At 31.6% G+C, this 25528-nt stretch carries 24 protein-coding genes; 1 reads left to right on the plus strand and 23 read right to left on the minus strand.

The annotated features are described in order from the left end of the window. Positions 1 to 22: 22 nt before the first annotated feature. From tpiA to HSACCH_RS10850, 21 genes are all read right to left on the minus strand, one after another. Complete coding sequence (tpiA, locus tag HSACCH_RS10750; protein WP_005489807.1) at positions 23 to 787, minus strand: triose-phosphate isomerase; 765 nt, start codon at positions 785 to 787, stop codon at positions 23 to 25. Between the two features lie 58 nt (positions 788 to 845). Next, positions 846 to 2030, minus strand: a complete 1185-nt coding sequence (locus HSACCH_RS10755) for a phosphoglycerate kinase (protein WP_005489808.1) — start codon at positions 2028 to 2030, stop codon at positions 846 to 848. A gap of 145 nt (positions 2031 to 2175) precedes the next feature. After that, on the minus strand, positions 2176 to 3174 hold the full coding sequence (gene gap / locus HSACCH_RS10760) for a type I glyceraldehyde-3-phosphate dehydrogenase (protein WP_005489809.1): 999 nt from the start codon (positions 3172 to 3174) through the stop codon (positions 2176 to 2178). A 93-nt stretch (positions 3175 to 3267) separates the two neighbouring features. Continuing rightward, the gene (locus HSACCH_RS10765) at positions 3268 to 4317 is read right to left on the minus strand and encodes a sugar-binding transcriptional regulator (protein ID WP_040477464.1); all 1050 of its coding nucleotides are present in this window, start codon (positions 4315 to 4317) and stop codon (positions 3268 to 3270) included. A gap of 145 nt (positions 4318 to 4462) precedes the next feature. Next, the gene (gene whiA / locus HSACCH_RS10770) at positions 4463 to 5386 is read right to left on the minus strand and encodes a DNA-binding protein WhiA (RefSeq protein WP_005489811.1); all 924 of its coding nucleotides are present in this window, start codon (positions 5384 to 5386) and stop codon (positions 4463 to 4465) included. Between the two features lie 105 nt (positions 5387 to 5491). Beyond that, the gene (gene yvcK, locus HSACCH_RS10775) at positions 5492 to 6796 is read right to left on the minus strand and encodes a gluconeogenesis factor YvcK family protein (RefSeq protein ID WP_235044017.1); all 1305 of its coding nucleotides are present in this window, start codon (positions 6794 to 6796) and stop codon (positions 5492 to 5494) included. Further along, entirely contained in the window at positions 6786 to 7634 is an 849-nt protein-coding gene (gene rapZ, locus HSACCH_RS10780; protein ID WP_005489813.1) for an RNase adapter RapZ, read from the minus strand. Before rapZ ends, yvcK begins: the two co-directional genes overlap by 11 nt. A gap of 45 nt (positions 7635 to 7679) precedes the next feature. Continuing rightward, a complete protein-coding gene (locus tag HSACCH_RS10785) occupies positions 7680 to 8639 on the minus strand; it encodes a squalene/phytoene synthase family protein (RefSeq protein WP_005489814.1) in 960 nt (319 codons plus the stop codon). 26 nt (positions 8640 to 8665) lie between these two features. Then, complete coding sequence (locus HSACCH_RS10790) at positions 8666 to 9604, minus strand: glucodextranase DOMON-like domain-containing protein (RefSeq protein WP_005489815.1); 939 nt, start codon at positions 9602 to 9604, stop codon at positions 8666 to 8668. A 28-nt stretch (positions 9605 to 9632) separates the two neighbouring features. Continuing rightward, positions 9633 to 10550: an HPr(Ser) kinase/phosphatase gene (hprK, locus tag HSACCH_RS10795; protein WP_005489816.1), complete on the minus strand. Its 918-nt coding sequence runs from the start codon at positions 10548 to 10550 to the stop codon at positions 9633 to 9635. Then, entirely contained in the window at positions 10543 to 11517 is a 975-nt protein-coding gene (locus HSACCH_RS10800) for an ROK family protein (RefSeq protein WP_005489817.1), read from the minus strand. Before HSACCH_RS10800 ends, hprK begins: the two co-directional genes overlap by 8 nt. Before the next feature lie 34 nt (positions 11518 to 11551). After that, a complete protein-coding gene (locus HSACCH_RS10805) occupies positions 11552 to 12214 on the minus strand; it encodes a hypothetical protein (RefSeq protein WP_005489818.1) in 663 nt (220 codons plus the stop codon). A 99-nt stretch (positions 12215 to 12313) separates the two neighbouring features. Next, positions 12314 to 13138 (minus strand): Cof-type HAD-IIB family hydrolase, encoded by an 825-nt coding sequence (locus tag HSACCH_RS10810; protein WP_005489820.1) that lies wholly within the window; start codon positions 13136 to 13138, stop codon positions 12314 to 12316. Positions 13139 to 13239: 101 nt separating this feature from the next. Continuing rightward, positions 13240 to 14469, minus strand: coding sequence for a serine hydroxymethyltransferase (locus HSACCH_RS10815; protein WP_005489821.1), 1230 nt, complete (start codon positions 14467 to 14469; stop codon positions 13240 to 13242). Between the two features lie 210 nt (positions 14470 to 14679). Then, on the minus strand, positions 14680 to 14850 hold the full coding sequence (locus HSACCH_RS10820) for a DUF362 domain-containing protein (protein ID WP_005489823.1): 171 nt from the start codon (positions 14848 to 14850) through the stop codon (positions 14680 to 14682). A gap of 100 nt (positions 14851 to 14950) precedes the next feature. Beyond that, positions 14951 to 16339: a DUF1302 family protein gene (locus HSACCH_RS10825; RefSeq protein ID WP_005489825.1), complete on the minus strand. Its 1389-nt coding sequence runs from the start codon at positions 16337 to 16339 to the stop codon at positions 14951 to 14953. 31 nt (positions 16340 to 16370) lie between these two features. Beyond that, positions 16371 to 17189: an outer membrane lipoprotein-sorting protein gene (locus tag HSACCH_RS10830; protein ID WP_005489826.1), complete on the minus strand. Its 819-nt coding sequence runs from the start codon at positions 17187 to 17189 to the stop codon at positions 16371 to 16373. A gap of 25 nt (positions 17190 to 17214) precedes the next feature. Beyond that, on the minus strand, positions 17215 to 19953 hold the full coding sequence (locus HSACCH_RS10835) for an efflux RND transporter permease subunit (RefSeq protein WP_005489827.1): 2739 nt from the start codon (positions 19951 to 19953) through the stop codon (positions 17215 to 17217). Positions 19954 to 20004: 51 nt separating this feature from the next. Continuing rightward, entirely contained in the window at positions 20005 to 20436 is a 432-nt protein-coding gene (locus HSACCH_RS10840; protein WP_005489829.1) for a MarR family winged helix-turn-helix transcriptional regulator, read from the minus strand. Between the two features lie 183 nt (positions 20437 to 20619). Beyond that, positions 20620 to 21147, minus strand: a complete 528-nt coding sequence (locus tag HSACCH_RS10845; protein ID WP_005489830.1) for a tryptophan transporter — start codon at positions 21145 to 21147, stop codon at positions 20620 to 20622. A 62-nt stretch (positions 21148 to 21209) separates the two neighbouring features. Continuing rightward, positions 21210 to 21737: a tryptophan transporter gene (locus HSACCH_RS10850; protein ID WP_005489832.1), complete on the minus strand. Its 528-nt coding sequence runs from the start codon at positions 21735 to 21737 to the stop codon at positions 21210 to 21212. A 245-nt stretch (positions 21738 to 21982) separates the two neighbouring features. Here HSACCH_RS10850 and HSACCH_RS10855 point away from each other — a divergent pair, with 245 nt between their 5' ends. Continuing rightward, positions 21983 to 22759, plus strand: coding sequence for a glutaminyl-peptide cyclotransferase (locus HSACCH_RS10855; RefSeq protein ID WP_005489834.1), 777 nt, complete (start codon positions 21983 to 21985; stop codon positions 22757 to 22759). 48 nt (positions 22760 to 22807) lie between these two features. Here HSACCH_RS10855 and HSACCH_RS10860 read toward each other — a convergent pair whose 3' ends face one another. Together HSACCH_RS10860 and HSACCH_RS10865 are read right to left on the minus strand one after the other, a co-directional pair. After that, complete coding sequence (locus HSACCH_RS10860) at positions 22808 to 23920, minus strand: sugar ABC transporter permease (RefSeq protein WP_005489835.1); 1113 nt, start codon at positions 23918 to 23920, stop codon at positions 22808 to 22810. A 2-nt stretch (positions 23921 to 23922) separates the two neighbouring features. Then, positions 23923 to 25455, minus strand: a complete 1533-nt coding sequence (locus HSACCH_RS10865; protein ID WP_005489836.1) for a sugar ABC transporter ATP-binding protein — start codon at positions 25453 to 25455, stop codon at positions 23923 to 23925. Between the last annotated feature and the right edge of the window lie 73 nt (positions 25456 to 25528).

Here is a 25528-nt window from a genome sequence, read left to right on the forward strand (position 1 = left end):
TCCTCCTTATAATCTTCCTTATTTACTTATAGATTTCGGCAGTTTTTAAAATAATCTCAGAGAAAGAATCAGCTTCTAAGCTGGCTCCACCAACTAAAGCACCATCAATCTCTTCTTGCGCCATAATTTCTTCTACATTATGTGGCTTTACACTACCGCCATATTGAATTCTAATCTTATCAGCAGCATTAGGATATTCTTTTCTAATGTTGTCTCTAATAATTCCGATAACCCGATTAGCTTCCTCAGCAGAAGCAGTCTCACCTGTACCAATTGCCCAGATTGGCTCATAAGCAATTACGATGTCTTCTACTTCTTTTTCGCTCACTCCTGCCAGAGCAGAATCAACCTGGAAGTTAACCTTTGCTTCTATTTGATCAGCTTTTCTCTCTTCTAAAGTTTCTCCAACACAGACAATTGGCTTCACACCATGAGAAAGTGCAGAAATAACTTTTTTATTTACTTCATAATCACTTTCACCAAAGATTTCTCTTCTTTCAGAGTGACCAACAATAGTATATTCGATCTCACTATCAGCCAACATTTTAGCAGAAATTTCTCCAGTATAAGCACCAGAGTCCTTCCAGTAAATATTTTCAGCACCTGTTACAATATCACTACCTGCAGCAGCATCTTTAACTGTTGTTAAGCATAGCGCTGTAGGACAGATACCCATTTCAACATTATCGACACCTTCAACTTTATCTTTTAAAGAAGTTATCATTGATTCAGCTTCTTCAACATTTTTATTCATTTTCCAATTTCCACATATAAATGGTTTACGCATTTTAATATTCCCCCTCAAATTTTTGCTAAAATAAACAATGACTTGATTCGATTACTAATTACTCAACATCGTCTAATGCAGCAACACCTGGAAGTTCTTTACCTTCAAAGAACATTAGTGAAGCTCCACCACCAGTAGAGATATGACTCATCTTATCTGCAACACCAGCCTGATTAATTGCAGCAGCAGAATCGCCGCCTCCAATTACTGAATGTGCATCAGATTCAGACAGTGCCTTTGCTAATTCAACAGTACCGTGAGCAAATTTCTCCATTTCAAATACACCTAAGGGTCCGTTCCAAATAACTGTTTTAGCAGATTTTACAATTTCTTTGTAGTTCTCTAAGCTTTGAGGGCCACCACAATCAAGAACCTGCCACCCTGCTGGAATTTCATCCGCAGCTACAGTTTGAGTGTTTGCATCATTTGAAAAATCATCAGCAATTACAACATCAATTGGAAGTACTATATCTACTCCCTTTTCTTCAGCTTCAGCCATTAGTTCTTTAGCTAAATCTACTTTATCAGCCTCAACCAAAGAATCTCCAACTTCATAACCTTTTGCAAGTAAGAATGTATTAGCAATCCCACCAGCAACAATTAATTTATCTACTTTATTGATTAAGTTTTTGATTACATCAATTTTATCAGAAACTTTAGCTCCACCCATAATTGCCACAAAAGGACTTTCCGGGTTTTCCATTACTTCTCCTAAAGCATTTAATTCTCTCTGCATTAAAAACCCTGCTGCAGCTGGTAAAAATTCTGTGACTCCAACTGTAGTTGCATGAGCTCTGTGAGCAGCACCAAAAGCATCATTTACATAAAGATCAGCAAGTGAAGCTAATTCTTTTGCAAATTCTGGATCATTTTTCTTTTCTCCAGCGTGAAAGCGGCTGTTTTCTAATAACATAACTTCTCCATTTTCTAAACTATCAGCAGCTTTTTTAACTTCTTTGCCAATGCTGTCATCCGCTTTTTTAACTTCTTTGTTTAATAAATTAGCCAGCGCTTTAGCAACTGGATCCATTTTCAAATCATCTTTAGGCTCTCCACCTGGGCGGCCTAAATGAGAAATCAGAAGAACTTTTGCCTCTTCTTTGATTAAATACTCTATGGTAGGTAGTGCAGCTTTAATCCTTGTTTTATCCCCAACAACACCATCTTTAAGTGGAACATTAAAATCTACTCTAACTAATACTTTTTTTCCTTTAAAGTCCATATCTTTAAGTGTTTTCTTCATTTTTTATACCTCCATTATTAATTAGCAATTACTAATTTGATCTGACAAGTATTAAAAACTTTATAAAAATTAAGCAAAAAAATTTGTTTAAATTAAAATTTCAGGGGCAGGCAAAAGCCCGCCCTGAAATAATTTTTAATATTACTTACAGCATTAATGTTAAGTCTATAACTCTATTTGTATAGCTTAACTCATTGTCATACCAGGAAATAACTTTAACCATATTGCCATTAACTACCATAGTTGATTGCGCATCAATCATGGAAGATTCGAACTGTCCCATAACATCTCTGGAAACTAATTCATCTTCTGTGTAGCCTAAAATACCCTTCATTTCTCCTTCTGCTTTCTCTTTAAACATTGCATTTACTTCTTCAACTGTTACGTCTTTTTCTAAAGTAAATACTCCGTCAACACAGGATCCATTTGGTACTGGAACTCTGATAGCCATACCATCAATTTTACCATCTAACTCAGGCATTACTTTTGTTGTTGCAATAGCAGCACCTGTAGTTGTTGGAATGATATTTTCAGCAGCTGTTCTACCTCTTCTAGTCTTGCTAGCTGGCATATCTAAAATAGCCTGGCTGGAAGTATAACCGTGAACTGTAGTAATTAAACCTTTTTCAATTCCAAATTCATCATTTAATGCTTTAGCTAATGGAGCTAAACAATTTGTTGTACATGATGCATTAGATACTATTAAATCATCATCTGAAAGATCATCATTATTAACACCTAATACAATAGTACTATCAATTTCATCTTTAGCAGGCACTGTTAAAATAACTTTTTTTGCACCGGCTTCTATATGTTTCATTAATTGTTCTTTATGGCGGAATACACCTGTTGATTCGATTACAACATCAATGTCGTTTTCGCCCCATGGTAATTCTGCAGGATCTTTAACAGCAGATACTTTAATCTTCTTACCATTAACAACTAAGTCTCCATCGTTAACTTCTACTGTACCATCAAAACGACCATGTACAGAATCATACTTAAGTAAGTAAGCTAGGTTTTCTACACTAACTAAGTCATTGATTGCTACAATTTCAATTTCCTCAGTATCTCTACCTTCTACCAGTCTTAAATATCCTCTACCAATACGTCCAAATCCATTAATTGCTACTTTTTTTGTCATTATTTTATTCCTCCTTATAAGATGATGAATCATTTAAAAATTAATTTACTTAACAAAAATTTAAAAAAAGAAAGTTTCTATAAACTGCTGATTTTAGTTTGCCAGCCTGTTTTCGGCCTCACCTCCCTTAAGAGAGATAATTTTTCGGGCAGTAATTTCATCAGTAATTAAAATATCCTGGTATTTTGAAGAAACTGCAGAAATTATAGCTTCTGCCTTATTTTCTCCACCTGCAACAACAATTACTTTACTAATTGCCTGCAGATCATTCAGGTTTAAACCAACACTTGTTGTAGAGTAGATTATTTCACCTTCAGAATTAAAGTAAAAACCAAAAGCTTCTCCGACAGCACCTGCCTTGAGAAGATCTTTGATTTCATTTTCCTTCATTCCTCTACGGGCTGCCATATCAGCAGCAGTACCCACTCCATGAATTAAAATGTTAGCTTGTTTTAAAATCTCTAAAGTTCTTTTGATAGTTGGTTCTTTAGTTACATGATAAATATTTTCTTCAGCCATATTGTCAGGAATATGAAGCAGATGATAGCTACCACCAAGTTTTTTTGCAATTTCAGCTGCAATAGTATTAGCTTGTATCTCAACATCTTCGCTTAATCCGCCTCGACCGGGAACTACAGTTACATCTTTAGGCTCAGTGCTGTATGTCATCTCAGAAGCTACTTCAGCTAGTGTTGTCCCACCAGTTACTGCAAGTATATCTCCATTTCTAATTTCTCTCTGTAAAAGTTGTGATGCCATACGTCCAATTTCGGCTTTTAAATCTCCACTTGGAACAGCTCCGTTAACCAAGTTAACTGTTTCTATCCCCAATATTTTTTCTAATCTGTTTTCTAAATAACTGATATCTCTCAGCTCTTTAATGTACTCATCTACTTCCATCAGAAAATCTTCTCCAATTCTTGTTATTCGAGTACCTGCTGGGCTAATAGTTATTAAAGCTTTTTTTTCAAAAAATTCTAAATCATTGCGGATTGTTCTTTCACTCAAACCAAGTATTTTAGCTAAAGCTCTTCTTCCAATTGGCTGATTATAATAAATACCACGTAAAATGTTATATCTTTGTTGAGCAGTTTTTACAATTTCTGGTACAATTTTTTGCTGAATTTTAAACAATTTATTCATGTTTAACCTCCGAGCTGGAACGTTTTTGTCCAAATGGAACATAATTGTCCCGGGACAGCAAAAAACAAAGCTGATATTTAAATCAGCAGCAAGCTTATATTTATTTTTAACTTCCATATACATTATATCATCTTTTAAGATTAATTCAAGTTAAATTTTGAGCAATTTTTTTAATCCTCCGCAAACGATGATTAACACCCGATTTACTAAGATCAATAATTTCTCCTAATTCTTTCAATGAAGCATATGGGTTTTCTCTTCTAAGCTCTGCTATTTCCTTAAGTCCAGGGCTTAAAGAATCGAGTCCATTTTCTCTTTCAATAATATCTATATATTCAAGTTGATCCATCGCAGCAGAAACTGATTTTTCTAGATTTGCAGTTTCAAAATTAACTCTGCGATTAACATTGTTTTTTAGTTCTTTAACTATATGATCATTTTCCATTTTTAACATTGCTTGATGGGCTCCGATAATATTTAAGACTTTAACAACGTCAGCATAACTCTTAAAATAAATCACATTATAACCTTTGTGTTCAGTTCTATGTGCTTTTAAATCAAACTTCTCCAATAATATTTCTAAATCTTCAGCCAAGCTCGCTCTCTCACAGCGAAACTCTAAGTGATATTCACTCTGAGGACTATTAACTGAACCCCCACCTAAAAAAATACCTCTCAAATATGCTTGGGCCAGCTTGCGTGAATTTAAATACTCATCTTTAATATGAAAAACAAGATTATTTTTAGGAGTTAAAAATCCCAATTCTAATAAAAATTCACGAACCCCTGGTTGTGGTGTCACAATTATATCATAATTGTAACTTAAGTTGAATTTCCTATCCTGTCTAACTCTAATCTCTATACTAAAACCAAAACGTTCTTTAATTAGTGAATAAATTCTTCTGGCTAGATTCCCATGATAAAGAGTAACTTTTACAGCCAAATGTTTATTTGAAATTTGAATTGAACCATCTATCCTTATCAAGGCAGATAACTCAGATAGCTGCTCTGAGTAATTATATTTATCTTTATGGGTTAATTCTTCTTTAACTTTATCTGTAAAAGACATTTATTGACCCTCCTCGGGACAAGCCACTAGCTTTGCTAGTAGAATTTAACATCTATCATCTTTAAGCATCTTCTTGACCTGCTTAAAAAATAAACTTATTTCTTGTTAATTATATTTTTTATTTAACTTATAAATTAATTTAGCTAATTCTTCCGGATCATGACGCAAATAACTGTTCTTTTTTAATAAATCTTCTTCAACAATCTCAACCCCTAGTTCTTTAAGACGTTGATGATCTATTTCAACTGGATAAGCGCCCTCAGCTTCATATTTTTGACGAAGTTCTTTTGTTCCCTGCTGATTATTTACAATTATATAATCAAAAACACCTTTACCACAATGATCAATTATCGCTTTAGCATGATCAGCTGCAGTATAATTGTCAGTTTCACCTGGCTGAGTCATAACATTACAGACATACAATTTTAAAGCATTACTTCTTTTGATTTCGTCAGCAATACCTTTTACTAATAAGTTTGGTAAAATACTAGTATAAAGACTACCAGGACCTATAATAATTACATCAGATTTATGAATAGACCTTTTAACTTCAGGGGTTGTACTTGCATTTTCTGGATACAAAAAAACTTTATTAATTTCTTTATCATATACAGGAATAGCTGATTCACCCATTCTTTTCTCTTGATCATGATAGACAGCACCCAATTTAACATCTTCATTTGTGGCAGGTAAAACCTTACCTCTAATTGCTAAAACCTTACTGGATGCTCTTACAGCTTCTTCAAAATCACCCAAAACTTCAGTCATTGCAGCAATATACAAATTACCAAAACTATGTCCCTCTAATCCACCTTCAGATTCAAAACGATGCTGAAATAATTTTTCCATTAATGGTTCTCTATCAGCTAAAGCTACCAGACAATTCCTGATATCACCAGGCGGCAAAATTCCCATTTCATCTCTTAATCTACCAGAACTACCGCCATCATCTGCTACCGTGACCACTGCTGTCAGATTATCACTATTTTTTTTAAGGCCACGCAAAAGATTTGAAAGGCCAGTTCCACCTCCAAAGGCAACAATCTCCGGTCCTTTATTTGATCTTCTTTTTTCATATAATAAATCTAAAATTTCTCCATGGGGAGTAATATGAGTATTTAGTTCTGCTACAATTTTTACAAGTGAATAATATGTTAAAATAATCCCACTTAATATCATAAATAAAGCTGTTACTTTTAATATAAAATCAGAATGTTCTCCAAAAAAGTTATTTAAAATTGAAAGCAATTCATTTGTTACATAAATACTAAGATCAAAGCCAAATAAAGGAGTTATTCCTACACTAATTAATATAAATGAAAATATTATAACTAAAAACCACCGTTTAACTCCTAAGCCCGGGAAAAACCATTTTGGCAGATTCATAATTACACTTCCTCTACTTTTCAATATCCCTGTGTTCTAAATTAATATTAAAATCCTGTTCTGCTAAAAATTCGGCTAATTTAATCACTGTAGTAACAGAGCGATGCTTACCCCCGGTACATCCTATAGCAATAGAAAGGTGACTTTTCCCCTCTTTTTTATACTCTGGCAATAAAAAGTTGATTAAATCAAAAAATTTATTATAAAATTTATCAGTTAAAGGCCATTTCAAAACATAATCTCTTACTTCTTGATCATTCCCTGTCTTTTTTCTTAAAGACTCTACATAATAGGGATTAGGTAAAAATCTAACATCCATTACTAAATCTGCATCTCTTGGAATACCATATTTAAAGCCAAATGAGATTAAACTAAGGTGAAGTAAATCTTTATCTTTTCCACTTAAAAATAATTGATTTAATTCTTCCTTCAATTTAGAAATTTCTAACTCACCCGTATCAATTATTCTAGTTGCTCTTCCTCTTAACTCTTCCAAAAGAGTTCGTTCTCTTTCAATAGCATCCAAAATCCTACCTTCTTCATCTAGTGGATGACGTCTTCTACTCTCTTTATATCTTCTAATTAAAACATCATCTGAGGCTTCAAGAAATAATATATCATAGTCCAAATTCATATTTTCTATTCTTTCTAATTCTTTAAATAATTCATTAAAAAATTCTCTTCCGCGTATATCACTAACAAGAGCAATTTTTTCCAAGTCTGACTGCAGACATAGTTCTGCAAATTTTGAAATCAAAGCGGGAGGTAAATTGTCAACACAAAAGAAACCCATGTCTTCAAAATAATTTAGGGCAAGAGACTTTCCTGCTCCTGACATGCCAGTTATAAGTAAAAATTCCATCTGAATATTATTCCCCTTCCGGATATTTATTTTTGAAATATGTTTCTATCTGCAGTAATCTAAAAATTTTTTTTCTGGTGATCTCATAATATCTAAAAATTTAAGCTTAGAAACTTTAACAGCCTTATTACCATAAAAAACATCAGGATTATCTTCTAATTTATCAATTGTTGCCAAACCCAAAGCATTATTGACAGCAAAAAACTTTTTATATCCTTTTAATTCAGCTGGTAAAGCATTATAATATTTTTCCAGAGCAGGAATATGACTTTTTAAATCAGTAAGCATTTTTGATAAAGCATCTATAGCTTTCTTCTCATTTTTAGGATCAGCTAATTTTTTTTCATTAATGCCCAAATCTTTTAAAGGCCAATAATGTTTATCTCTGTTTTTTAAGTCTTCTCTGATATCCCTAATCAAATTTACTTTTTGCAAAAACAAGCCAGCCTGATTAAAATTATCTAATAATATTCTCGTATTTTCCTGGTTAATATCGAATTTATAGATAATAGTTTCTGTTAAAAAACCGCCAACAGTTCCAGCTACATAATAACAGTACTCATCAAGATCTGCAAAAGTTTCGACCTTTTTTGTTAAATATTTTTGCATTCCCTGGTTCATTTCTTGAAGCCATTTATGAGAAATTTCTTGTATTTTAAAATCAAAATCCTGGTAACACTGATAAATTAGATCAATATTTTCAGTCAATTTTTTTAAAGAATGATCATCTATTAATTTAGATTTTCTTTCTATAATCTCAAAATCAGAACTGCGATCATATTCTTCTGTAGAAAATATTCTGCTGACTCGATCCATCATGTCCTTTTGCAGTTTTAAATTTGGAGGATGAATTTCATCTTCAAAATTATCTAATATCCTATCTTGAAGATAAACTAAAAGAACTTCATCTTTAATTTCTTCATCCAACATTGGAATTGTTAATGCAAAACTTCTAGAAACTTTGCCTAAAATATCTTTAGCAAATTTCATTGGTTCTGCTTTCATTTTTTCACCTCATCTAAAATACAGATTTATTTCTTGTACTTGAACTTAAAAATAATAAAGATTAAAATAATTATGTAAAACAATAAGATAGATAAAGAAACTTTATTTACTGGCATTAAATAGTCTATCAGTGTTGAATCTCCCTCTTTCTTTTCGAAATCAATTTCTAAATAAGGTACCTTTGGTAATTCTCCAGACAATATTTCTTTTTGACTTTTACCACCTGGTACTAATATGTCAAGTACTCTAGGATTTTTTGAATCTGAAATATTTGTTTCCGAATAGATCTGCCAGTAGCTTTTATTGTTAGATAATGAACGAAAATGGTCATAACCAAAGGGGTCAAAACTACCTATTAAAACAACAATTTTACTGTTTTGAACTAGATTTATTTCACTTTTAGAAATTCTGAGAAAAATATAATTATCTTTTCTACTTAAATTAATATTTTCTGATGAATTCGGTTCTCTAAGTGATAAATCGTTAATATCTAATATGTTCTCTTTCCGGCTATCCGGATTAAACAATTTTACCCACCAACCACTAATTTTTAAAAATTTGTTCCAATGAAAATCTTCTTCAAAACTTATATTAGCTCCACTATGAAAAAGTTTATTGCTTCCACCAGCTTGATTATCAATGTAAACTTCAATCAAAGGTAAAGAAAATCCATATTTTGCTCCCCAGGGATCAGTTAAGTTTGAAAAAGAAAACCTGTACTTATATTCCTCTTCATTTTCAAAAATTGTTAAAGATTTTAAATCAAATAAATTAGATCTATTTTTAAAAATATGGTTTTGAGGATAATAATAATCACCTGGACCATAATCATCTCCAACACCGTCAAGATGATTAAATATAACTTTATAATCCTCTGCATTTACAACTGATGCTAGAAGAAAAAAACAAATAATAAAAAACATAATTAATTTCAATTTTTTATTTTTTATATTTTTAAAAGCCATTTTTGCACCTCTACTATAAATACAGAGTTTATTTTTTCATAATATTTTCAGTAAAATCAACAGCTGCATTATATCCCATAGTTTTCATTCTATAATTCATAGCAGCCACTTCTAAAACTAAAGCTAAATTTCTACCCGGTTTAACCGGAATAATAATCTCATCAATTTTCAAATCCATTATTTCAGTTTTACGGCTGTCAATACCAAGTCTTTCATATTCTTCTCCTTCTTTCCATCTTTCTAATTTAATAGCAAGATTAATTGGAGAATCATGTTTAACCGCACCAGCGCCGAATAATGTTTTTACATTTATTATTCCAATCCCTCGCATCTCTAAAAAATAACGCGAGTTATTCGGAGCAGAACCACTTAAATGCAGTTCACCAACTTTTTTAATTTCTATTATATCATCAGCAACAAGTCTATGCCCTCTTTTTACCAGCTCTATAGCTGTTTCGCTTTTCCCGATTCCACTTTGGCCTTTGATCAAAACGCCTATACCATAGATATCAACAAGAACTCCGTGAATCACCTTTATTGGGGCCAACTTTTCTTCTAAATAATTCAAAAGCATACTGCTAAATCTAGTTGTTGAAATTGTGGTTGAAAAAATTGGGATTCCATTTTTATTTGCTTTTTCTATTAAATAATTAGGTATCTCCTCACCTCTAGCAACTATTACACAGACAGGATTATAGCTAACATATTCATCAATTCTTTCTTTTAAAATTGCTTCATCTAATCCTTTTAAAAAAGAAATCTCTGTTCTACCAATCAAATTTACTCTTTCTGGTGCAAAATGCTTCCAGAAACCTGCTAATTCTATTCCTGGTCTTTTTATATCACTTACTTTAATCTCTCTTTTTATTCCTGAGCGACCAGCTTTTATCTCTAAATCAAAACGATTGAATATATCAAGAACTAATAGTTTATCTTTATCATTCATTTTTTATCAACCTATCCTCCATAGCTACAGCTATAGCTCCCATCAAACCAATATCAGATCCTAATTCAGCTTCTTTTACTGTTACAATTTCTAAAGGACCTGGTAGTGCAATATCTTTCATTGTTTTTAATGCCTGATCTAAAAAAAGATCAGAAGCTTTCATTACTCCGCCACCTAAAATTATCATTTCAGTGTTAAAAATATTCACAACGTTACCTAATCCAATCCCTAAATAATATCCGGCTTTTTCAAAAATATCTATAGCAATTTGATCACCCTGATAAGCCGCTTGAGCACAAATGACAGCATCAATATCTTCTATTATATTATCCGCTAGATCAAGCATTTTTTTGCTTTTTCCAGCTGCAGCAGCTTCTCTAGCTCTTTTTCCTATAGAAGTACCAGAAGAAAAAGATTCTAAACAACCATGATTTCCACAGCCACAGAGTGGTCCATCTGGATCAATTACAGTATGGCCAATCTCACAAGCATTATCATTGACACCACTAAATAATTCCTTATTAATAATGGCTCCACCACCGATACCAGTAGAAATAGTCAAATAAACCATATTATCTACCTTTTTACCTGCCCCAAACCATTTTTCTCCAAGAGCCGCAGCATTTGCATCATTTTTCAACAAAGTATTAATTCCTAAAGCAGTCTCCATCTTTTTAACTAGCTGCACATTTTTCCAGGGCAAATTAGAATTTTCGATTATAATTCCTTTTTTAGCATCAAGTGGGCCTGGACTACCAATCCCTAGAGTTCTTACTTGTTCTTTGCTGACTCCAGCTTTGTTAAGCACTTCTTCTATAGTTTCAATCATATTTTCAATTATTTTATCTTCACCAAGTTCAGCTTCTGTTTCTTTTCTTGATCTTGTTATAATATTTCCTTGAGCATCAGCAAGACCAGCCAGAATTTTTGTCCCTCCTAAATCCAGACCTAAATAATATTCTTTCATTAAATTATTCTCCTCTCAAATAACTTTGTTTAATTTAATATTTAGCAATGATTTCTTCAGTACCTTTTATCATCAATATACCTATTAACCCAATGAAGCCAGCAGGGATACCAATACCAATCACAGTTAAAATTATAGTTAATAAAAATATGGCTAAAAACAAAATTAAAGAATAGATTATATTGTCTAAACTTAAAATAAAGGCAGTTTTTATAATTTTTTTAAGTGACCTATCCGGTTGAATAATTAAAAGCCCCCAAAAATATATCTGACAGATCGAAAAATAGATTAAAAGATAGGCAAATAAAAAGGCAAAAGCTAATAACCAAATATTTTCTTGGCCTTTGATTAAGAAAAAACGTAAATCTATTATAAAAATTATATATAAAACAAGTGAAAATAAAAAGGCTAAAAAAGCACGCCAAAAATTATTTTTTAAATAAGAAAAAAGAGATTTAAAAGCAACTCTCCCTTCTTTCATAATTTGATCAGCACCATAAAGAGATGTCAAAAAAATTGGCCCTAAAAAAAGAACCGGGACTAACAAAAATATATACCAACCACTATTGAATGCAATTAACACAAAAAACAACAAAATAAAACTACCAACAAACCAGGCTGTACTTAATAAAACAAGTTTAAATAAATCTTCATAAAAATCTTTAAAAGTAGATTTTAGTATCGAAAAAATTTCCAAATGAACCCCTCCAAATTTGATCGGGCATCAAGCTTATATATCATATTTTATTATAACATATATGGCTTTAAATTGCATAATTCTGAAAGCTCATTTCTATTATCTTTTATCTTCTATTTCTATATTTAGATTAAAATACTGCTTTAAATACCTTGCTATACCAAAATCATCATGGTTAGGAGCTGTAGCATCAGCATGCTCTTGTAGTTCGGGATGAGCATTCTGCATAGCAATTCCTGTTCCTGCCCATTCGATCATTTTTAAATCATTTAATCCATCACCAAAGGCCATAACTTCTTCCTGTTTAATGTTGGATTTCGCTGCAAATTCTTTTAATGGAACTGCCTTTGAAATATCTTTTTTAGTAATTTCAATAAAAGAAGGATAAGAAGAAGAAAGTTCAATTTTATCTTTAAAATTATCTTTTAAAAAATTTTTAATTTCAATCTGTTTATTTTCATCCTCTTCTATTATAAGCATTTTAGTTGGCTCTTCCGATAAAAATTCATCTAACCTACCTACATAATTTGCTTCTATACCAGCAATATCATAGTATGTATCTGTATATTTATTTTTTTCTGCTACATAAAGTTTATCATCTATATACAACTGCAAATGATAGCCATTGTTCACAACCATTTTAGTAATCTCATCAGCAATTTCAAATGGTATTGGTGCATGAAAAATTTCTTTTTCATCGTTGGGATCAATAACTAAAGCACCGTTGTATGCTATTACAGGGTCAACCATTCCCAAAAGTTTAGTGTGTGGTCTAGCTGAACAGTACATTCTTCCTGTTGCTACCATAGTTTTGATACCTTTTTCCCTTACTTTTTTAACTGCTTCTATAGTTTTATCCTGCAGTTTATGTTCAACATCCAATAAAGTTCCATCTAAGTCAAAAACTATTAATTTAATACTCATCTTATCACCTTTTCTGAATTGTTATTTTATTATTTCCTTATTATCTTTTTAAAAAAAGGGCCGGGTTTCCCCAGCCTTATAAGTAATTAAATTACGAAAATCTATTCCATAAATTTAGCAGAGAAAGCATGTACTTCTTTTTTCATTTCTTTAAGTTTCTCTTCATCATTGAGATATTTTAGGGCTTCAAAAATAAACTCAGCTATTTCCTTCATATCTTCTTTTTTCATTCCTCTAGTTGTAACAGCAGGAGTTCCAATTCTAATTCCACTTGTTACAAATGGACTTCTGGTCTCAAAAGGAATAGTATTTTTATTAACGGTTATTCCTACTTTATCTAGAGCTTCTTCTGCTTCTTTACCTGTTATCTCCATATTTGTTAAATCAACAAGCATCATATGATTGTCTGTTCCACCAGATACAAGTCTCATTCCATAATTATTTAAAGCCTCAGCTAAGGCTTTTGCATTATCAATAATTTGCTGCTGATAATCCATAAATTCTTCTGTCAAAGCTTCTTTAAATCCTACAGCCTTTGCAGCAATGATATGCATTAAAGGCCCACCCTGTAATCCAGGAAAAATTGCTTTGTCAATTTCTTTAGCATGTTTCTCTTTACAAAGAATCATACCTCCTCTAGTTCCTCTCAAAGTTTTATGAGTAGTTGTTGTTACAATATCTGCTGTTTCTACAGGGTTAGGATGTAAACCCGCAGCTACTAAACCAGCAATATGAGCCATATCAACCATAAATAATGCTCCCACTGAATCAGCAATTTCCCTAAAAGTTTTAAAATTAATTACTCGAGGATAAGCGCTGGCTCCTGCAACAATTAAATCAGGTTTATGTTCTTCTGCTAAAGCTCTAACTTGATCATAATCAATTATTTCCCTGTCCTTTGTAACCCCATAATGAACAAAATTGTAATATTTTCCAGACATGTTAACCGGACTCCCATGGGTAAGATGACCACCATGAGTCAAATCCATTGCCAGTATAGTTCCACCTTTTGGTACTTGAGAAAAATATACTGCCTGATTAGCCTGAGAACCAGAATGTGGTTGAACATTAACATGTTCTGCATCAAATAATTCTTTTGCCCTTTTAATAGCTAATTCCTCAGCTTTATCGATCACCTCACAACCCCCATAATACCTTTTATGAGGATAACCTTCAGCATATTTGTTAGTTAGTACTGAACCAGCTGCTTCCATTACAGCAGAACTAACAAAGTTTTCTGAAGCAATTAATTCAATGTTTTGAGCCTGTCTCTGCTCTTCTTCTGCAATAATAGCTGATATTTCCGGATCAATTTTTTTAAGTTCCTGCATCCAAAGCTCATCTCCTTAATTTTTATTATATAATTTGTTTAAATAAGTCTGTGTTAAAATAAGTCTGTATTAAAACAATTCTCTAAAAGAGAATTAAATCCTCCTTAATTTCTAGCTGCGTATTTGAAATAAAATTAGAAAAATTAAATTTAAAATGAAAAAGACCGGAGATAACCCCCGGTTTTTTCAAAAATTTATAAATTTATAAATTTATGCCTGGCTGATAGCATCTACTGGACAAACGGAAACACACGCTGCACAATCGATACATTCATCAGCATCAATTACATATTGTGTATCACCTTCACTGATACAGTCTACAGGACATTCTGGTGCACAAGCACCACACAAAATACAATCATCTGAAATTACATGAGCCATTTATTGTTCACCTCCTGCTATTCAGCATCTTAAAATTATTTGTAAAAAGTTCACAAAACTATTATAACCATCTAAAATTAAATTGTCAACTGCTTTACAATTAAAAACTATATTTTAAGGAAAAAGATGAAAAATCATTATCTTCAAACTGACCAAAATCAGTACCTTGATCCCCACTAAAGATTTTATGAGATATAGTAAAAACTAAATCTTGCTTTAACTCATAATCTACTGCTGCTTCTAAACTGTAATCATGTTCTTGCAAATTATAAATCCAGACTAATTCTGGAATGATTTTTTCATTTTGATAACTATCTTCTAATCTTAAAATAGCTCTATTAGTAGTATAATCTCCATCTGGATCATATTCTACATCTGCCAGATTATTATTTTCAATTTGATCATCATCCAATATTCTTTCACCTGTAAACTGCAGATTCAAATTAAGGTTACTAATTGGTAAATCACGGTCTCCCCCAATTACCCAGGCAATCTTGTTATTTCTAACTGTTGGTTTATCACCAGCAGTATCATCAGTTCTATAATAAGCTAACTCTAAACGGCTGTTAATATCAGCAATTACACGGGCCAGCTCAAAGCCAAAGACATCTACCTCGTCATAATGCAAGTCAGCAGCTTCTAAGGCAGCAGAAAATGTAGTGTTATCTTTTTCAAATTTTTCATATTCTGCTTTCAAAACAGCTTTATTATAACTGGGTGTTCTCAAATAGCCATGATAATAACTTAAACCATAATCAGTGCCACCACGGCTGTCTGTAAATCTTAAGCCAAATTGATTATCTTCATCTGCTGTAGCATCTTTTACCTGTGAAATAACTTCTGCTTCTGTTTGATTTGTAGCTGCAGCAATTTTTCTTAATGTCAAATCAGATGACTGAGCTGCAAAAGGATTAATTACCCAATTACCTAAAGGACTCTCTGGATCTTCTGCGAAACGATGAGGCGTAAAATCAGGTGTATAAATAAATTCTAAGTTTGCACTACCACCTCTAAAAAAGCGATCAACTTTAATCATTTCTTCTCCAATTTGACGTTCTTTGTACTCTGGATTAATAAAATCACTCATATCTTCAGCATTAATATTATCTAAAACATGGACTTTATCACCTTTACCCCAGATTACAATATTCTTACCAACTGTAAAATTATATTTCTCACCATAATATTTATAAAAAACTTCATTAAAATCAATTTCTTCTACTGCGCCTACCTGGTAGTCAATTTGGACTTTAAATTCATTTTCAAGACCTGGATAAACAAATTCCAGACTTCCTTTTAAATTTTCTTCTAAATCACCATCATCTGTAAAAAGCCTAAAGCTTGGTTCGATCTCACCATTAATTTCTACACTCTCTTCTTCAGATCCATTTTCATAAAATCCACCGCCATCAAAGGCAGCTGCTGGAATAGCTAAACAGAGTAAAATTAGTACTGAAAAAACTATTGATTTAAAAATCTTCCGTCTCATTTTAAAACCCTCCCCCGGGTAAATCTATATTTTATCTACCAGTTTTTAAAAACTGCTGAGTAAATCTTCTATTGTTAATATCACTATTATACTCCAACAAATAATTATTATCTCTCTTTTTAACATAGAGATTTGTTTTGTGACCACTATCTAAATTTTCCATTACAGTTGAAAAAACTGTCCAAATCCCATCAATTTTTTTGATATCACTTTTGACTTTCATTTCCTTATAAAGTTCTCCACTATCCTTATCATACATTTCAACTTTAACCGGAATATAATGTTCTTTGGTTATCCAACTAATAGTTTTGGCATACTGTTCTTCTTCTGGTTTTTTAGGTGTTGCTTTTACTACATAAGTTTCATAATTATTATATACATCTTCTTCTAATAATTCATATTCAAAATCATCAATTTCTCTGGATTTCATGTCATCATAGGTGAAATCAGATCCCATAAAGGAATCTCCACCCTGACCGCCTGAAATTCTACGAACCCGTCCTAAATCAGGGAGATAAATCCACTGATCATCATCTTCTCCATCATTTTCTTTCTGTAAAAACCTTGTGTTTTTGATAGAAGAAGGCTCATGGAAAACCATTATAGTATTATCGATGTCTTTTTCAAGGTCAGCTTTTTGTGACCAAACTTCTAAAACTCTTGGTCTAACATCACCATCTGCATCAATTAAGTCCATCCCCATCAATGCATGTCTGCTGTCACCTGTATTGCGATCATCAACCCTTTCCATAACCTCTCGCCCATCAATGGCATCAGCTGTCATATTTAAACTGCTTACAATAAATAATGCTATTAAACAAATTGAAATGATTTTTATTTTTTTCTTCATTATTTTTTCCTCCTATTGTTTTATTCTAATATTCTTTACTAATGAACTTTGGTTTAAATATATTTAATAGTACAGGCAAAATTGTTAAAGACGCTATCGAAGATGTAAACATTGTCACCGCAATCAAAAACCCTAAATAGATCAAGGGATAGAAATTGGAAAATAACAGTACCAAAAATCCTGCTGCTACAGAAATAGCATTAAAAATTATAGCTTTACCTGTAGTAGTTAAAGTTCTTTGAGTTACTAAGTGAAGATTATCCTCTTTTATTCTTTCAGCATGGTAGGAATGCAGAAAATGAATTGTATAATCCACTCCAATACCTATAGCGATAGAAGCAACCATTGCGGTCCCTACATCCAGTCTGATTCCTAAATGCCCCATTAAACCAAAGTTTATAATCAAAGAAAATGCAAGTGGAATAATACCATATAAACCTGCAATAACTGATCTAAAGGAAATAGCCACTATCAAAAAGACTATAATAAATGAAATCATTATACTTTTTGTTTGACTGTTAACTATTAAATTATTGGCTTCTAAGGCCATAGTCGCATTACCGGTAACAGTAAGGTTGTAATTTTCTGGGAAATTATTACTATAGTCTTTGATTTCTTTTCTTACTTTTTTGGCAACTAAGTTACTCGGGTTATTTAACTGAATTAACATCTGTGCTTTATCTGGTTCTAACTGATCATTAATTAAGTCATCAACACTACCAGAATATAATAATAGATATTGCGAAACTAAATTTTGTAAATTCTGTTTAGATTCAGCCCCATATTTGTCTAAATCAGCTGGAATTTCATAATAAGCAGCTGCCTGATAATTCATTTCTTCTTCTAATAACTTTACTAATTCTCCTGCATTAATATTTTTCTTTTCTGCTCTTGTTAAAGCAGCATTTAAGAGTTGAATAAATTGATACTCGGAAATATTTTTTTCTTTATCAGGACCTTCTAATAGTTCTCTTTCAGACTGAGAACCACTTTCTTTTTTGTTTTCACTTTGATAAAAACTTGAACTATCAGCTTCCGAATCATTATTAGTTTCATTATAAACACTTGAACTCTTTGCTTCTGTTTCTTCATCTTCTTTATAAAAACTGGAACTATTATCATCAACACTTTCTTGATTATCTTCTTCATAAAAACTAGAACCTACCTCTGAATTATCAGTAATTTTTTCACTATTTTCTTTACTATTAGAAGAAGCATCAGCAATTTCTTCCTCGGGATAATTCATTACCTGATTCATCCGTTTAATATAATCTGTTATTGACGAAGTTTTACCAACTTCATCAAAATGAGAAACTAAATGTTTCTGCAGACCATCCATTTCGGTTAAAATATCCGGGTGATTTAAATCTCCCATTTCTTCGCCTTCTACCATAACTCTCATTATGTTAGTCCCGGCAAAATTATCATTGATAAAATCATCTGCCTGCCTGATTTCTGTATCTTCTTTAAACATTTCAATTAAGGGAGTATCTACAATTATATCTTCAAATCCCAAAAATGAACCACTTAAAATTAAAACAGCAATAATAATAATGCTTATTCTTCTTTTAGAATAAAAATTATGCATTTTTTCCAAGAGTGATTTAAATTCTGGAGTTTCAGTATTTTTAGCTTCAAAATTATCTTTAAAATCAGCAATCATAATCAATAAAGAAGGAATCAAAAATAGAGCAACTATAAAAGCTGCTGCTATTCCAATAGCTGTAAAGACACCGAAACTTTTAATTGGTACAATATCACTAGATGCTAGTGAACCAAAACCTGCTACTGTTGTTAAAGCTGCTAGAAATACAGCTTTGCCCATTTTATCTACTGTTTTTACAACTAATGCCTTCTGTTCGGATACTGAAATTTCACCCTGATATTCATTAATATAATCATAATAATGGCTTAAAATATGAATACCATACGCGCTCCCAACTGCAATTAATAATACCGGAATTACTGTTGAAACCAAAGTTAAATTGATACCTAGAAATGCCATTAAACCAATAGCCCAAATGCTGCTAACTAGAACAGTCATCAAAATTAATACAACTGCTAAACTTCTTTTGAAAAATAGATACAGTATTAAAATCAAAACTCCGATGATAAAAGGAATTAAATACTTAACATCTTCAAGCATGCTGTGTCCCATTAAAACATTAACAGCAGTTGCTCCGGCTATATATATTTCTGTATTATTATTTTTATAATCATTAGTTACTTCTTTAATTTGATAATAAGTATTTTCCTTTTCTTGATTAGTTAATCCGTCATTTAGACTTATTAAGACCTGAGTTGATTTAAAATCATCTGAATATAAATTTTCTTCATAAAAATCCCAGCTTAATATTTTATTCTTTATTTGTCTACTTTCTTTAGCCTTTGTAGGTAATTCTTCAACAAGTTCCTCTACTATCATACCTTCAGAACTACCTTCAATATAGTCGACATTTGTTAATGAAGTGACCTCATCGATATTGGGGATATCTTCTAATTCAGAACTTAGTTTAGATAATATTTCTAAATTAGAAGGACTAAATATATCATCTTTTTTAAATTTAACCGCTGTAACTATGCTGTCACTTTCTCCAAATATATCATCTAATTGATTGTTACTTACTTTAGCTGGATGATCATCTGGTAAAAAAACTTGAATATCATTATTAATTTCTATTTTAGGTAGTTGAAAAAGAAAAAATAAGGTTATTAATGATATTATAATTACTATTAATTTATTATGTTTTAATATTTTTCTCATTACTGCGCCTCCTGTTTGATCAATAGAAGCGGAAAAATTAATAATAGCTAACTATTCTTTTTTTTGTACAATTTGATACATTTTCTCTAAATTATTAATTACTCTTTCCGCTTCCTTTTCCCCAATTTCCTTAATAAATATTTGAAACCACTGCTGATAAATATCATTTATTTCTTCTTTAACAGCTTGAGCTTTTTCTGTTAGATAAATTAAATTGACTCGTCCATCATTAGGAGATCTTTTTTTCTTTAAATAATTTTTTTCAATTAAAGAATAAATACCTCTAGATATAGTTGCTTTGTCTACTGCTAAACTGTCTTTAAGTTTATTTTGACTGATACCATCTCCATCCTTATATAAATAAACAAGCAAATTTGCTTCACTGTGATTCAAATTATAATCTGCCAATAAATTATCAACAAATTGATCATGATCTTTATACAATTTTGCTATCCATTTCCCAATTGGAGCATCTATTCTCATAATTACACCTCTTATAAAAATTAGTTGCGCTCTCAACTATCTTTATAAAATTATAACAAAATTTAGTTGAGTGCGCAACCTTTTTTAAAAAATTTTTTATTTTTTCTCTAATTATATTTAATATGTCACAAAAAAATAACCTCTCATTTAAATGAGAGGTTTAATAAAACTTAAATTTTTAGACTATAGCGCTTTATTTTCAGCACCTTCTACTTCTACATCCATTGCAAAATCAACTACACTAAAAACTATAACTGCAGTAAATGTGTTAACAACTGCTGCTGGTATTACAACTGTAGAAAATAAAACAGTAAATGGACCAGGTAAGCCAACTAATAAAGCAGCTGTACCTAGGAAAATACCTCCACTTAACATTGTACCAAAAGCTGTTATAATACCTGTAGATAATTTGCGTGATGGCAGTTTAATTATAATTGGGATTAAAGGATAAACTATTATAAAAGTCACTAATTTATCCACCATGTTTGCCACCTGTCCTCCAGGGAAACCGGTAGTTAATGCAGTAAAAATCCCAGTAGATACTGCAACTAAAAAACCTAATTTAAAATCCTGTTTGATGATCAATAAAATGAACATCATCGCTAAAGCAAAATCAGGTTTCATACCCATAACAATTGGAGGAAAAAATGCATGTAAAATAAATCCTATCGCTACCAACAAAGCCGCCTGTGCTAAATCTTTTGTTCTCATCTCAACTCATCTCTCCTTTTTTGTTTTTACTAGTCTCCTCTACTTCTACAACTCTGCTTTTATTATAATACTTCACTTTCCACCTGATTATATTCCACATCGATGGCAAAATCAACAACAGTAAATAATACAGCTGCAGCTATTGTATTTACAACTGCTGCCGGTAAAACAACACCTATAAATAAAGCAGTAAAAGGTGCGGGTAAACCTACCAGCATTGAGGCTATAGTTAAGAATATACTTCCACTAATAATTGTTCCAACTATTGTAGTTACACCTGCTAAAACTCGCTTCTGCAAAAACTTACTAAAAAGCGGAATTAAATTATAAACAATTAAAAATGTGAGCAGTTTATCAACTATGTTTGCTATCTGACCACCAGGAAAGGTAGTAGTTAAAGCAGTAAATATTGCTGTAGCTAAAGCTACCAGAAACCCTAATTTAAAATCCCTCTTAACAATTAATATGATAAACATCATTGTCAATGTTAAATCAGGTTTCATACCCAAAAATATTGGTGGTGTTAAAGACCTCAAAATCATCGCAATCGCTACCAACAAAGCCGCCTGTGCTAAATCTTTTGTTCTCATCTCAGCTAATCTCTCCTTTTTTATTTTTACTAATCTCAACTAATTTTAAGCTAATCTTTATTAGCTTTTCTAATTGCTTAATATTATACATCAGATATAATAAATTGTCAAAATATTGTTTCTTAACTCAGGATTAACTATTTTTTTAAAAATATATAAATTAAAGAATGATTTAAAAAAGGTTTTTAATAAATAATATAGAATTACTGAAAGAGAACTAAATTTAAATTTTGAGGTGAAAGATAATGAGATCTAAAATTAGTTTAATCCTGATTATATATTTAATAATATTTACTGTTTCAATTTATGCTCTTAACTTTGAAGATATCAACAATTTAGAATATGAAATTTCAGCTGAATATAATCATGATGCAGAAGCTTTTACTCAAGGTTTAGAGATTTATAATAATCATTTATATGAAGGAACTGGTCTTTATGGGAGATCTTCATTGAGAAAAATTGATATAGAAAGTGCTAAAGTTTTAAAAAAGATAAATTTAGATAAAAAATATTTTGGAGAGGGAATTACTATTTTAAATAATAAAATCTATCAATTAACCTGGAAAGAGCATACTGCTTTTGTATATGACCTTAATTTTAACTTACTAAATAAATTTGAGTATGACGGTGAAGGTTGGGGTTTAACTAACGATGGCCAGTATTTAATTATGAGTAATGGAAGTCAATTTATTTTTTTTAGAGATCCTAAAACATTCAAAATTATTAAAAAAATTAAAGTAAATATTAATGATAATATAGTACAAGACATCAATGAATTAGAATATTTAGATGGTTTTATTTACGCTAACATCTGGCAAAAAGATTATATTATTAAAATCGATGCTGAAACTGGATCTATTAAAGCATATTTAGATTTTAGTAATCTTTTAGATCAAAAGCATGAAGATCAAGCAGATGTATTAAATGGAATTGCTTATGATTTTCAAAATAAAAGTTTTTTAATAACAGGAAAATTGTGGCCTAAAATATATAGAGTTACAATAAAAAATGATTTAAATTAAAAGACAGCTGAGATTACCCCAGCTGTCTTTTTTAAATTATATATATTATTAAGCTGTTTCTCTTCTATTTAAAACATCAATCATAACTGCTAGAATTATAATAAATCCTTTAACTATCATCTGATAAAAAGTATTAATTCCCAAAAGACTCATACCATTATTAATAACACCAATAATAATCGCACCAATTACTGTCCCAGAAATTGTACCAACTCCACCCATAAAACTTGTACCACCAATAATTACTGAAGCAATTGCATCTAATTCAAAACCAGTACCTAAGTTTGGAGAGGCACCATTTAAACGAGAAGCAAGTAAAATACCAGAAGCAGCACTTAATACACCCGTTATAACAAATACCATTGTTTTAGATTTTAAAATATTGATACCAGAAAGCCAGGCTACTTTTTCATTTCCACCAATAGCATATAATTTACGACCAAATCGAGTTTTACTTAAAGTATAGATTCCAATCATTACAATTACTGCAAAAATAGCTACAGGAATTGGAATCCCTTGATAACCAATGAAAATAAAGAATCCTGCTAAAAAGCCTGCCACTGTAAGAATTAAACCACCTGTTAACTTTGCTTTATTTCTTACTTTTTCGCCACTTTTCATTTCAACGCTAGTTTTAAAAACTGCCATAACACCTAAAACTAGAGCGACAACAAGTATAATTAACGAAGGTAGTTTGGCAATATAACCACTACCAATGCTGGCAAAGGTCATGTTTGTTACCGGCACTGAAACTCCTTGAGTCAAAACTAAACTTAGACCTCGAGCTATTGTCATAACACCTAAGGTAATAATAAAGGGGTGAATATCAAATTTTGCACTCATAAATCCATTAAAAAATCCGATAACTCCACCAATCCCAATTAAGGTAATTAAAATTGCAAGCCACATCCCAAAGCCCGCCTGCATCAAGAGAGTTACGGTTACTGCAGATAATCCAACTGTTGATCCAACTGAAAGGTCAATACCTGCCAGCAAGATTACCATTGTCATCCCAACCGCAATAATTCCATTGATTGTAACCTGACGCACCAGATTAGTCAGGTTTCTTGAACTCAAAAATGAAGGTGATAAAAAACTCAAAATAATAACTAAAACAATTAATGCTATAAATGTACCATTATTTTTGATAAATTTCTTCAAATTTATTCAACTCCTTTATTACCAGTAGCATATTTCATTATTGTTTCCTGATCTGCTTCAGCACGCTCTAATTCAGCAGTCTTCTTTCCTTCTGACATGACAACTATCCGATCACTCATTCCCATAATTTCTGGTAATTCGGAAGAGATCATAATCACTGTAACTCCCTGTTCCACAAGCTGATTCATCAATCTATATACCTCAGTTTTAGCACCAACATCTATACCACGAGTTGGTTCATCTAAAATTAAAACATCAGAGTCAGTAATCAACCATTTACCAATAACAACTTTCTGCTGATTACCTCCACTCAGTTTTTCTACAAAAACATCTAAACTTGGAGTTTTAATATTTAATTCATCAACATATTTTTCAGCGACAGCTCTTTCAGCATGATTGTCCATTGCCAGTTTTGAGCTAAAACTCTTAATTGAAGGTAAAGTCATATTCATGACCAGATTTTTATCTAAAAGTAAACCTAATTCTTTCCTATCTTCAGTTACTAAAGCAATTCCATTTTCAATTGCATCAGCTGGAGCATTTATATTTAGCTTTTTACCATTAAGATAGATTTCTCCTTCACTTTTTTTGCCATAAACTCCAAAAATAGCATTAACCAACTCAGTTCTTCCAGCACCCATTAAACCAGAAATCCCAAGAATTTGCCCTTTATAGGCTGAAAAAGAAACATCATCTACCAACATTTTTTTAGGATTAAATGGATCTGGAACAGAAATATTTTTAACTTCCAGAGTTTTATCTCCCTGCTTAAATTCATGTCTGGGGAACAGGTCATTAATATCTCGTCCAACCATTCTGTTAATAATTTCATCTAAGGTTACCTGATTAATGTTAATTTTATCCCCTATTGTTGCCCCATCTCTTAAAACAACAACTGAATCTGCAATTTCTTCAATCTCTTCCATCTTGTGAGAAATATAAATAATTGAAACGCCACTATCCCTTAATTCATTGATAACAATAAAAAGTTCCTTAATCTCTGATTCGGTAAGAGCAGAAGTTGGTTCGTCAAATACTAAAATTCTGGTATCTAAAGAAAGTGCTTTTGCAATCTCAACCATCTGCTGTTTACCAACTGTTAAATCTCCAAGTTCTGTTCTTGGATCAATATTCATATTAAGCCGGGCCAGTACTTTTTCCGCGTTATGATACAATTCTTCCCATTTGATTCCGCCGAATTTGTTTAAAGGATGGCGATCTAAAAATATATTTTCAGCAACAGATAGGTCAGGCAGCAAATTTAATTCCTGATGAATAATTCCAATCCCTGCTTCTTCTGCCTCTCTTGTATTATCAAACCGAACAAGTTGATCATCAAGATAAATATCTCCCTCATAGGTGGGATATGGCCAAACACCACTTAAAACTTTCATTAATGTTGATTTACCTGCACCATTTTCCCCAACCAGGGCTAAAATTTCTCCTTTATCCAGACAAAAGTTTACATTATCCAAAGCTCTTACACCAGGAAAGTCTTTAATAATATTTTTCATTTCCAGAATTTCTTCAGCCATCTGTTTTACCTCCAGAATTGATTATTTAAAAAGCAATCCCATCCTAAATAGAATGGGACTGCTATATTATTTA

The sequence above is a fragment of the Halanaerobium saccharolyticum subsp. saccharolyticum DSM 6643 genome (assembly GCF_000350165.1).
Taxonomy (GTDB): domain Bacteria; phylum Bacillota; class Halanaerobiia; order Halanaerobiales; family Halanaerobiaceae; genus Halanaerobium; species Halanaerobium saccharolyticum.